Origin of the sequence: Bacillus sp. AFS059628 (assembly GCF_002571225.1) — a bacterium.
Taxonomy (GTDB): Bacteria; Bacillota; Bacilli; order Bacillales; family Bacillaceae_G; genus Bacillus_A.
The window spans coordinates 74,896-85,490 of sequence record NZ_NVEC01000076.1; the positions used below are offsets into that span (position 1 = coordinate 74,896).

Here is a 10,595-nt window from a genome sequence, read left to right on the forward strand (position 1 = left end):
AACCTTTTTGATAGGTGAGAGAAGCTTCTCTCACCTATCAAACATTTATTTCACAAGCTGGATAAAAGATTTCAATTTTCCCGCTGCATGGACATATGCTCTTGCCGACGCTTCCAATACATCTTGTGCAACACCAAACCCTGATACTTGATGCGTTCCTTCTTTTAATTCAACATGAACATGAGCCAGTGCGTCTTGACCTTGTGTAATAGATTGTATGCGATAATCTGCCAATTCACATTCTAATCCTAAAATTCTTTGAATTGCATTATAAATCGCTTCAATACTACCAGAACCAGTAGCTGCATCTTCGTATACATTTCCTTCCTCGTCTTTTAGTACAACTGTCGCACATTGTGTACTATTTGACACGAAATGTACTTGCAGTTGGGTAATGTTATATTGCTGAGCCGCAAATGCTGCTTCCCCGAGCATAAGTGCACGTAAATCTTCCTCCGTAATTTCCTTTTTACGATCAGCTAATTTTTTAAACGCTTCAAACACTGCATCTCGTTCTTCCGTTGTAAATTCATAGCCAAGCTCTTTCATTTTTTCTGTAAACGCGTGACGGCCAGAATGTTTTCCAAGTACGAACAGGTTTTGAGATTCACCTACTAACTCTGGTTCAATAATTTCATACGTTGTCACTTCTTTTAAAACACCATCTTGATGAATTCCTGATTCATGAGCGAACGCATTCGCTCCGACGATCGCTTTATTTTTCGGTACAACCATACCTGTTAATCTACTTACTAATGTACTCGTCGCTTTAATTTCTTTTAGCGTCATAGAAGGCTCCGCCTCATAGAAATCTTTTCTAATATGAAGAGCAACCGCAACCTCTTCTAACGCCGCATTCCCTGCTCTTTCTCCAATCCCATTAATTGTTCCTTCTACTTGCAACGCTCCGCCTTCAACTGCAGCTAATGAATTGGCTACAGCCATCCCAAGATCATCATGACAATGACAAGAGAAAATTGCTTTTTCATATGAAGGAACGGATTCTTGTAAATATTTAAAAAGAGAATAATATTCTTCTGGATTCGTATACCCAACTGTATCTGGAATGTTAATTACATTCGCTCCTGCACGAATTGCAACTTCTACCGCTTCAGCTAAAAAGTCTCTTGCTGTTCTTGTCGCATCTTCTGCAGAAAATTGTACTGTCGGAAATAATGATTTTCCAAGTGTAACGGAACGATGAATACTATCTAATACATCTTCTTTTGACATACAAAGTTTATACTTCATATGAATATCACTCGTAGCTAAAAATACATGTAAACGAGGAGATACAGCACCTTTCACAGCTTCATACGCTCTTCGAATATCACTTTCTTTCGCTCTAGCTAAACTCATAACTGTAGCATTTTGAATCGTATTTGCGATGCGTTTTACCGATTGAAAATCCCCTTCGGAAGCTGCTGCAAAGCCAGCTTCCATGACATGAATCCCTAGTCTCTCTAATTGCCTTGCAATTTGCAATTTCTCTTGTTCATTTAAATTCACTCCTGGTGATTGTTCGCCATCACGTAGCGTCGTATCCATGAACAAAATCTGCTTCATATTATTTAACCCCTGCCTTTACTCGTGGCTGTACGAAAGGCATCATTTCACGTAATTTACGTCCAACTACTTCGAGTTCATGTGCATTCTCTTTCTCATTTGTCGCACGGAAATTCGGTTTTCCTGCTTTATGCTCTGCAATCCATCCTCTTGCAAATGTACCATCTTGAATTTCTGCTAGCACTGCTCCCATCGCCTTCTTCGTATCTTCCGTTACAACGCGTGGTCCTGATACGAAGTCGCCCCACTGCGCTGTATCTGAAACTGAATATCTCATATTTTCAAGTCCACCTTCATACATAAGGTCAACGATTAGTTTTAGTTCGTGTAAACATTCAAAATATGCGAGTTCCGGCTGATAACCGGCATCAACTAACGTTTCAAATCCAGCTTTTACTAACGCAGTTACTCCGCCACAAAGTACAGCTTGCTCTCCAAATAAATCTGTTTCCGTTTCTTCTTTAAATGTCGTTTCTAGTACACCAGCTCTCGTCGCTCCAATTCCATCAGCATAAGAAAGTGCCTTTTCAGTCGCAACTCCTGTTGCATCTTGGTATACTGCAAATAGTGCCGGAACAGCTCCTCCTTCAGCAAACGTACGACGAACTAAATGTCCTGGCCCTTTTGGAGCTACTAGAAATACATCTACATTCGCTGGTGGTTTCACTTGATCAAAGTGAACATTAAATCCGTGTGCAAAAACGAGAGAATTTCCTGCCTTTAAATTTGGTGCAATTTCCGCTTCATATACTTCTGGTTGCAGTTCATCCGGTAGTAAAATCATTACTACATCAGCCTGCTTTGCTGCTTCTGCTACTGGATATACAGAAAACCCATCTTCTTTCGCTTTATCCCAAGACTTCCCTTTTCTTAAACCTACTACTACATCAAATCCGTTATCACGTAAATTTTGCGCATGCGCATGACCTTGCGAGCCGTATCCGATAATTGCTACTTTCTTTTCTTTTAATACATTTACCGTTACATCTTTCTCATAATAAACTTTTGTCATTTTCATTTCCCCCTATATTTAAATGATTATTGAATTAACATCACTTGCTTATCTTGCTTTTTCATACTGCGTGTAAATGCTGTTACACCTGTTCTAGCGATCTCTTTCAAACCGTATGGACGAAGTAATTCAATTAACGCTTCTACTTTCTCCTGTGTACCTGTTACTTGCACAACTATGGAATCCTTCCCAACATCTATTACAGTGGCTCGAAACGGCTCAATTAAACTGTATAATTCTGCTCTTGCTACTGATGTTGCTACTTTAATAAGCGCGAGTTCTCTTGCTATCGTCGCTTCTTCTGTAATATCTGATACTTTCAGAACATCAATTTGCTTATGAAGTTGTTTAATTAACTGCTCTACTTGCTGTTCATTTTCAACGTGTACAACAATCGTCATCCGCGATATGTCCGATGATTCCGTATGACCTACTGAAATGCTTTCAATATTAAAATGTCTTCGTGTCATAACACCTGTAATTCGGTTTAACACACCGCTTTGATTTCGAACTGTCGCTATAACAATTCTCTTCACCTTTTTTCCACTCCCTCCATTTGGTGAACACCTTTCCCTGGGGCAACCATCGGCATTACCTTTTCTGATTGAAGGACACGGCAATCAATTACGACCGGTTCTTGTAATTCAATCGCATGCTGGATTTGCTTCTTTGCAAGAAGTGGATCATCTATGCGAACTCCTTTTATACCATACGCATTCGCAAGAGCGACGAAATCGGGTTGACACGATAGTAAAGAGTGCGAGTATCTTTGATTATAAAATTCATCTTGCCATTGTCTTACCATTCCTAAAGCTTCATTATTTAAAATAAATACTTTAACAGGTAGCGAGTGTTCTTTTAATACACTTAATTCTTGCAGCGTCATTTGAAAGCCAGCGTCACCGACAATTGCAATAACTAGTTCTTCTGGCTTTGCAATTTGCGCACCAATTGCTGCTGGAAATCCGAATCCCATCGTCCCTAATCCTCCTGAAGTTACCCATTTATCTGGATTTTTCAGCGGATAATATTGAGCTGCCCACATTTGATGTTGCCCAACATCTGTTGTTACAATCGCTTCTCCCTTCGTAATTTCATATAACATATCAATTGCGTATTGAGGCTTAATACTTTCAGAGTTTCTTTTATAAGAGAATGGATATTGTTCTTTTCTCCGCTTTAATAAAGTGATCCATTCATGATGATTTTCTTTTCCTCCTTCTGGTTCAAGTAATACTTCCAATGCCCGCTTAGCACTTGCAACAATAGGAATTTCAGTCGGCACATTTTTCCCGATTTCTGCTGGATCGATATCGATATGTGCAACAGTAGCCCCTTTAGCAAAATAAACTAAATTCCCTGTAAGCCGATCATCAAATCTCGCGCCTACATTAATGAGTAAGTCGCATTCATATAAAGCCATATTGGCTGTGTAAGAACCATGCATTCCTCCCATTCCTAAAAATAGTTCATCATCTGGTGGAAAGCCACCGAGACCAAGTAATGTATGCACAACAGGAATTTCATATTTACGAGCAAAACTTGTTAACTCTTTTGATGCTTTCGCATGCAATACACCTGCTCCAGCTAAAATTAACGGCTTATTCGCAACTCTAATCGCTTGTAATAATTTGTTTATTTGGAGTAAATTTGGTTCATAATTTGGGTTGTATCCTGGTAAATCCATCTGCACATCATTACATCGTTCTCCTTGCTCTACTACCATATCTTTCGGAAGATCGATAACGACTGGTCCTGGTCTTCCTGTTCTAGCAATATGAAATGCTTCTTTAATAATACGAGATAAATCTGAAGCCTTTCGCACTTGATAGTTATGTTTTGTCACCGGCATCGTAAGTCCCATAATATCCGCTTCCTGGAAAGCATCACTTCCAATTAACGTTGTTGCTACTTGCCCTGTAAATACAACAAGTGGTAGTGAATCAATCATGGCATCTGCTAGACCAGTAATCACATTTGTAGCACCTGGCCCACTCGTTGCAATGACAACCCCTGGATTTCCAGTAATTCTGGCATATCCTTCAGCAGCGTGAATCGCTCCTTGCTCATGCCTTGTTAAAATATGCGGAATTTCACAGTCATAGAGCGCATCATAAAGAGGTAAAACAGCACCACCAGGATAACCGAAAATCACTTCTACCCCTTCATTTTCTAGCGCTTCTAACAATAGCTGTGCACCAGTTGCCAGTTTCTCTTCCGTTTTTGAAGACATAGTTCTTATAAGCCCCCTTTTTAAAAACTTTTATCAATAAAAAAAATCCTACGTCCACACTCCAGCTATGTGCTGAAGGGACGAAAGATTTCGCGGTACCACCCTTCTTTGCAAGAATACTCTTGCCTCAGTGACCCATAAATGAGTCTAGCTAATAACGGAGCTACCGTCTAAGCCTAGACAAACGCTTCAGCTTAGCACTCAAGGGCGATGTTCGTCAACGTGAACCATCGGTTTTCAGCAACCACCGACTCTCTGTGAGGCTTCACAATCAACTACTCCTCCCTATCAACGCTTTCTTGTGTTATAAAGAGTTATTATCCAACTTTATTTTCTTCGTAAATTTTCTCTCCATCTTCTATAACTAACTTTCGGAATTCTTCTAATAAACGATTCGTATGTGGCCCCGTTTGCCCTAAACCAATCGTTCTACCATCTACTGTCGTAACAGCAATTACTTCAGCTGCTGTTCCTGTTAAAAATACTTCATCTGCTACATATACATCATGTCTTGTAAATAACTCTTCTCTAACGTCATATCCAAGTTTTTCACCAATTTCTAAAATAGCGTTTCGTGTAATACCTTCTAACGCTCCAGCAGAACTTGGTGGTGTAATTAATTTATTTCCTTTTACAATAAATACGTTATCCCCTGAGCCTTCAGCTACATATCCTTGATCATTTAACATAAGCGCTTCTTGTACCCCAGCCAATTTCGCTTCGATGCGAACTAAAATATTGTTTAAGTAATTTAAAGACTTTACTTGAGGCGACAATACATCTGGACGGTTTCGGCGCGTTGCAACTGTTACAACTGGAATTCCTTTTTCATAATATTCTTGTGGGAATAAAGATAGTTGCTCTGCTATTACTACTACATTCGGTTTCTTACAAGAATCAGGATCTAATCCAAGATTTCCTGCTCCTCGCGATACAACTAGGCGAATGTATCCATTAAATAATTTATTTTGTCGAATCGTCTCAACAACAATATTCGTTACTTCATCTAAAGAATATGGAATTTCTAACATGATGGATTTTGCTGATTCATATAACCTGACAAGATGCTCTCTCAAACGGAAAACATTACCGCTATAAACTCTAATTCCTTCAAATACTCCATCTCCATATAAATAACCATGATCATATACTGATACTTTTGCCTCGTCTTTTGGAACAAATTCTCCATTTAAGAAAATCCATTGCTCGTTCACTGGAAAGCGCCTCCTATGTTCTATGAATTTTTTATTGTTTCCTAGTTTACTCTCCTTTCTAAATAAATCAAGAGAATTTTTAGAAAATTTATAATCTTTAATCGTACGTACATCTTTGATTATATTGATTTAACAGCATTGTTAACGTTTACAAAAAGTCAAAAAATTTTTTTCGCCAATTTTCACTAAAAAAATATTTGTTTAAAAGAAGGATTTTCATCAATTGATACGAATCTATTGTATTCAATAAACGGACGTCCGTTTTTATAAATTCGGGAATATACAACGACTTTTGCTGAAAAAGGAGGGAAATAATAAAAATAACGCTGTCTAAAAATAACATTCATATTTTTCATTTCGGAATCATAATCCTATTTTTAAAAAACAATTTGTCAAAATGAAGGAGGAAATCAATATGGCGTGTGTACAAATTAAAGGAACGAGACAAGAGGTAGTAGAAATGCTTCAACTGTTTGATCTAATGGATACAAAAGGTTTTTGTAAATTCGATAACTATGTAGAGGTAGAACCAAATAATAAAGAACATAATAATTTTATTGCTTCAATTGATATCCATTCAAATACTTCTTTCGCTCAAGATACTTTAAACGATCAATTCGTAAGCCAAATGCTTACTGGTGTATATAACGACTAAATAAAGTGATAATTTAATCAAACTACCCGTAAATAGCAAATAAATATATGTTTCCTACCATCTTTGCATAAATATATGCGATGTACTTGAGCATACTAGTAACTAGATGGTAGGAGGTGAGAATTATGGCTAGAATCGGTGTTGAAAACTCATTAACAGATGTTCAGCAAGCTCTTCAGCAACAAGGATATGAAGTTGTTACCCTTAACTCTGAACAGGATGCACAAGGCTGCGATTGTTGTGTGGTAACTGGGCAAGATTCCAATATGATGGGGATTGCAGATACATCAATTAAAGGATCGGTAATTACAGCTCATGGTTTAACAACGGATGAAATTTGTCAGCAAGTTGAGAGCCGTATTTAAATTTATTTTACAAAAAGAAAGAGGACTCCTTTTGAAAAGGAGTCCTTTTTTTATATTCACCTAACGGGAAAGTAACATATACTGGATGAAAGCCCTACCTCTCTCTCATCATTACGGTTCCACTGACCGCTCCTTGATTCACTAGTATACCTATAAAGCCTATAATTATAATTTATAGGGTTTGTTCACAAAAGTTGTTGGTAAGATTACCCGATCTTTCGCAAACTTTTCGTATTATATTTATAAGATTTATTTACTTTACACTAGCTGTAACCGAGACACGAATTAAAATTTTAACATCAATACAATAACTTGTCAACATTTTTTACAAATTAAAAACAGACAGTAACGGTTTGTCTGTTTTAGAATGGAGCTTTTTCTTTTATTACATATACAACAAAGCCGCTTACTAACATACATAAGCCAACTACTAAGTTTTTGATATTAATCATAAATTCCTCTCCCTTATTCCACACATCATATATATTTACAGTTCATTTATTCCGATCATCCTAAAGCACACTTGTTCTAATATATCATAATTCCTAAAAAATGCAAGTTCACTTTTGACGGTTATTTACAAATTTATCTACAGTGCTTGGTACAGTATTTAAAGCCTTCTCAATTAAATGTGTACTACTATTGAGGTGCAATACTTGCACACCGTTAGAACCAACTACTAAAAAAGCAACTGGGCTAATAGAAACCCCAGCCCCGCTCCCGCCTCCAAATGGATGACTTTGTTTGTGCTCTTTATGTTGCCCTTGTCCGTTCTTATGTTTTTCGGAAATAAAATCACCTTTAAAATCACTTCCGCCAGCTCCAAAACCGAAAGCTACTTGAGATACTGTTAATACTACATTTCCGTCAGCTGTTGAAACCGGGCTGCCAACAATTGTATTTACATCTACCATCTCTTTTAAATTTGTCATTGCTGTTTTCATTAAATTTTCAATTGGATGTTCCATTATGTATTGCACCCTTTCCTCATTATTCTTTTTTATACTTTCCAAAATAGAGGAAGTCATACTAACTTTTACTATTTCAAAAAAACAATCTCCACTTTTTAAATGGATATGACTCCCTGTACATACTCGGATAAAAAGGAAAAAGAGATACATACTACTATTGAACCTTGTTATGAAAGGAGTCATGACTTTGACTGAGAAATTTGATGAGTACAAAAAAAGAGATAGAATAGATAGTGATTATAGTGACTATAAAGAAGAATATGCAGCTGAAGTTGCACCACAGCGCATTGATTATGATTACGATGAGAAGGATCATAAAGATGATGTGAGATCGTCTGCCGCTGGATCAACTGCTGGCTTTATCGCTCTTGCCTTATCTATCTTATCACTCTTTACCTTCCCAACATTATTTGGCCTTGTTTCTGTATTACTAGGTATTTACGCTTATAATCGCGGAGCTACTGTAACTGGTGGTATCGCTGCGATAGTCGGCGGAATTGCAGCACTCATCGCAATTTTATTCCGAGTAGCGCTTATCGGATTATTGTTCTCCCTTTTTTAAAAAGAAAAAGGTATCTCGCTTATGCGGGATACCTTATCCTGTAAATACATCTTCCGATGGATACTTAATTTTTTGTTTTGCTGGTCGCGCTAAAGAAAAGACAAGTGTTAACGGTCCAATTAATCCGCAAAACATAACAAACATAATAATACATTTTCCAAACGCTGATAACTTTGCAGTAATCCCCATCGTTAATCCTACTGTACCAAATGCTGAAATTGTTTCAAATAGTAACTGAATAAAACTGAAGTTTTCTGTTAGCATTAATACAAATACTGCTGCAAAAATGAGAATTTGACTGGCAACAGCAATCGCTAACGCTCTCGTTACTGTCGACATTTTTATTGTGCGCTGAAATAATACAATTTCCTCTTTCTTTCTAAAAAAAGAAAGGACAGATGTAACTAAAATAACAAACGTTGTTAATTTAATCCCTCCACCTGTTGATACACTTCCTGCACCAATAAACATTAAAACCATCGTAAATAATATAGATGATTCTTCCATCCCCCCGTAGTCAACTGTATTAAATCCAGCAGTACGAGGAGTAATACCTTGGAAAAAAGAAGCCCATAACTTTTCATTTAAAGGTAAATTCCCTAACGTCTTCACATTATTATATTCCAATACAAAAATCACAATCATCGCTATCACATTTAGCGCTACTGTTCCAACAATCATAATTTTGGAATGAAGCGATAATTTCCGAAAACTACGGCTATACCATATATCAATTAATACAGTAAAACCGAGACCACCTATTACGATTAAAGAGCAGATCCCAATATTAATAATAGGATCTCCTACATACCTCGTTAAATTATCTGGCCATAGTGCAAATCCGGCATTATTATAAGATGCGATTACGTGAAAAATACTATAATATATACCTTTTCCAAAGCCAAACTCTGGAATAAAGCGAAATGATAAAAAGATAACTCCAATCAACTCAATACAAATTGAAAATATAAAGACACGTTTTACTAATTTTACGAGACCACCTATATTCGTCTGATTAAATGCCTCCCCAATTAATAAGCGATGGCGTAATCCGATTTTTTTGCCTAATACCCAAACAATTAAAATGGCAATCGTCATAAGACCTAGACCACCTGTTTGAATTAAAAACATAATTACAATTTCGCCAAACATCGTAAATGTACTTGCGGTATCTACTACTCCTAATCCTGTTACAGTTGCTGCTGACGTTGCCGTAAAGAAAGCATCTACCCAACTAATATGTACTTTCGTTGCCAATGGTAACTTTAATAACAAACCGCCAACCACAATTAAGCAGAAAAAACCTAATGCTAATATTTGTGGTGGATTTAATCGTATAAAACGATTATACAGCCCTTGTCTTTTTGTTACTTCCATATTCACTAACTCCCTTTTTCCCCTCATAACTAAAGGCTTATAAGAAACCTTACATAGCGGGATAAACCTTATACTCTTATAATATAGTTGAGCATAATCCTTTTTTTCATAGTTTTCAACTTTTATTTATATTCGCACTTCATTTCCTCTTATAAATGAAGCCTTCTATTCTCTTTCTTTACTCTATAACCCTTACAGCAACAACTTCATATCTATCATTTCTCAAATTCTCATACCTTTCACTCTATGTTCACACCCTGGTCACATCCACCTTTTATAGTATATGTATCGGAGCTGTTCCTCCCTAATTTATAAGACATTCCCCAGTGTCTTGAACAGCTTTCCATCCCTAATTAAATTGACATAAATTGTCCCCTTCCTTAGGCCATCATTTTCGATGGTCTTATTTTTTGTTTACTCTATTTTTTATGGAAAACTTCCTCTCTCTTTCACTCTATGTTCACATCAGGGTCACATCTACCTTTTATAGTATATATATCGAAGTTGTTCCTCCCTAATTTATAAGACATTCCCCAGTGTCTTGAACAACTTCCATCCCTAATTAAATTGACATAAATTTTCCCCTTCCTTATGCCATCATTTTCGATGGTCTTATTTTTTGTTTACTCTATTTTTTATG

Annotated in this window: 11 protein-coding genes and 1 other annotated feature; of the genes, 3 read left to right on the forward strand and 8 right to left on the reverse strand. The window is 36.8% G+C overall.

Going from position 1 to position 10,595, the window contains the following annotated elements; translation table 11 throughout:
* Positions 1–45 precede the first annotated feature (45 nt).
* The 5 genes from leuA to ilvE form a co-directional block, all read right to left on the reverse strand.
* On the reverse strand, positions 46–1,566 hold the full coding sequence (gene leuA / locus COL05_RS24220) for a 2-isopropylmalate synthase (protein ID WP_098670443.1): 1,521 nt from the start codon (positions 1,564–1,566) through the stop codon (positions 46–48).
* A gap of 1 nt (position 1,567) precedes the next feature.
* Positions 1,568–2,578 (reverse strand): ketol-acid reductoisomerase, encoded by a 1,011-nt coding sequence (ilvC, locus tag COL05_RS24225; RefSeq protein WP_098670444.1) that lies wholly within the window; start codon positions 2,576–2,578, stop codon positions 1,568–1,570.
* A 26-nt stretch (positions 2,579–2,604) separates the two neighbouring features.
* Positions 2,605–3,114, reverse strand: a complete 510-nt coding sequence (gene ilvN / locus COL05_RS24230) for an acetolactate synthase small subunit (protein WP_098670445.1) — start codon at positions 3,112–3,114, stop codon at positions 2,605–2,607.
* Entirely contained in the window at positions 3,111–4,811 is a 1,701-nt protein-coding gene (gene ilvB / locus COL05_RS24235) for an acetolactate synthase large subunit (protein WP_098670446.1), read from the reverse strand. Before ilvB ends, ilvN begins: the two co-directional genes overlap by 4 nt.
* Before the next feature lie 73 nt (positions 4,812–4,884).
* Positions 4,885–5,112, reverse strand: a binding site (T-box leader).
* A 16-nt stretch (positions 5,113–5,128) separates the two neighbouring features.
* Positions 5,129–6,025, reverse strand: coding sequence for a branched-chain-amino-acid transaminase (ilvE, locus tag COL05_RS24240; RefSeq protein WP_071724144.1), 897 nt, complete (start codon positions 6,023–6,025; stop codon positions 5,129–5,131).
* 415 nt (positions 6,026–6,440) lie between these two features.
* Between ilvE and COL05_RS24250 the strand changes: the two genes are divergently transcribed.
* Together COL05_RS24250 and COL05_RS24255 are read left to right on the forward strand one after the other, a co-directional pair.
* A complete protein-coding gene (locus COL05_RS24250) occupies positions 6,441–6,680 on the forward strand; it encodes a DUF3911 family protein (RefSeq protein WP_098670447.1) in 240 nt (79 codons plus the stop codon).
* 125 nt (positions 6,681–6,805) lie between these two features.
* Positions 6,806–7,045 (forward strand): YkuS family protein, encoded by a 240-nt coding sequence (locus tag COL05_RS24255; RefSeq protein ID WP_120449730.1) that lies wholly within the window; start codon positions 6,806–6,808, stop codon positions 7,043–7,045.
* A 362-nt stretch (positions 7,046–7,407) separates the two neighbouring features.
* Here COL05_RS24255 and COL05_RS24265 read toward each other — a convergent pair whose 3' ends face one another.
* Complete coding sequence (locus COL05_RS24265; RefSeq protein ID WP_000608225.1) at positions 7,408–7,497, reverse strand: hypothetical protein; 90 nt, start codon at positions 7,495–7,497, stop codon at positions 7,408–7,410.
* Positions 7,498–7,605: 108 nt separating this feature from the next.
* Complete coding sequence (gene ytfJ, locus COL05_RS24270) at positions 7,606–8,073, reverse strand: GerW family sporulation protein (protein ID WP_002071000.1); 468 nt, start codon at positions 8,071–8,073, stop codon at positions 7,606–7,608.
* 112 nt (positions 8,074–8,185) lie between these two features.
* Here ytfJ and COL05_RS24275 point away from each other — a divergent pair, with 112 nt between their 5' ends.
* Complete coding sequence (locus tag COL05_RS24275; protein WP_002020776.1) at positions 8,186–8,578, forward strand: imidazole glycerol phosphate synthase; 393 nt, start codon at positions 8,186–8,188, stop codon at positions 8,576–8,578.
* Positions 8,579–8,611: 33 nt separating this feature from the next.
* On the opposite strand, the gene COL05_RS24280 is transcribed toward COL05_RS24275, so the two are convergent.
* Complete coding sequence (locus COL05_RS24280) at positions 8,612–9,955, reverse strand: TrkH family potassium uptake protein (protein ID WP_098670448.1); 1,344 nt, start codon at positions 9,953–9,955, stop codon at positions 8,612–8,614.
* Positions 9,956–10,595: the final 640 nt, after the last annotated feature.

Bases quoted from the DNA above. Each gene is read 5' to 3' on its own strand.
- ytfJ (WP_002071000.1), bottom strand. From the start codon at position 8,073: ATGACTTCCTCTATTTTGGAAAGTATAAAAAAGAATAATGAGGAAAGG.
- COL05_RS24280 (WP_098670448.1), bottom strand. From the start codon at position 9,955: ATGGAAGTAACAAAAAGACAAGGGCTGTATAATCGTTTTATACGATTA.
- COL05_RS24250 (WP_098670447.1), top strand. From the start codon at position 6,441: ATGGCGTGTGTACAAATTAAAGGAACGAGACAAGAGGTAGTAGAAATG.
- ilvC (WP_098670444.1), bottom strand. From the start codon at position 2,578: ATGACAAAAGTTTATTATGAGAAAGATGTAACGGTAAATGTATTAAAA.
- ilvB (WP_098670446.1), bottom strand. From the start codon at position 4,811: ATGTCTTCAAAAACGGAAGAGAAACTGGCAACTGGTGCACAGCTATTG.
- COL05_RS24275 (WP_002020776.1), top strand. From the start codon at position 8,186: ATGAAAGGAGTCATGACTTTGACTGAGAAATTTGATGAGTACAAAAAA.
- leuA (WP_098670443.1), bottom strand. From the start codon at position 1,566: ATGAAGCAGATTTTGTTCATGGATACGACGCTACGTGATGGCGAACAA.
- COL05_RS24255 (WP_120449730.1), top strand. From the start codon at position 6,806: ATGGCTAGAATCGGTGTTGAAAACTCATTAACAGATGTTCAGCAAGCT.
- COL05_RS24265 (WP_000608225.1), bottom strand. From the start codon at position 7,497: ATGATTAATATCAAAAACTTAGTAGTTGGCTTATGTATGTTAGTAAGC.